Genomic DNA, 327 nt, shown 5'->3' with positions numbered 1-327 from the left:
GGCTCAGCCCCAAGAAAGAAGAGGGCTTACGGTTTTTTGGATCCGGCTTTGAAGGGCAAGCGATTGCCGCACATACGATAGAACTAATTAGCTTCGGCACACTTGATGAGCGCTTATCCGAAAAACGCGAGCTTGGTGACGATGATAAGGACGAACTTAGTAGAGCTATAGAGGGAGTGAAGAAATTAGCCGCAAGTATGCTCGGTATTCCAACTGAGAAAATCAGCGTTAATATAACATTGTCTCATTGATTAACTGAGCGCCCCGCTGTTTCCAGCGGGGCGCTCAGTTAACCAATGAGACAATGTTATATTAACGCTGATTTTC

1 protein-coding gene is annotated in these 327 nt (G+C 45.9%); it reads left to right on the top strand.

The annotated features are described in order from the left end of the window. On the top strand, window positions 1–251 hold a 251-nt coding region (locus A3728_RS23330; RefSeq protein WP_161489604.1), incomplete at its 5' end, for a hypothetical protein. Between the last annotated feature and the right edge of the window lie 76 nt (window positions 252–327).

This window comes from Sulfitobacter sp. HI0040 (genome assembly GCF_001634885.1).
Lineage (GTDB): Bacteria > Pseudomonadota > Alphaproteobacteria > Rhodobacterales > Rhodobacteraceae > Sulfitobacter.
This window is presented reverse-complemented; position numbering and strand designations above follow the sequence as displayed.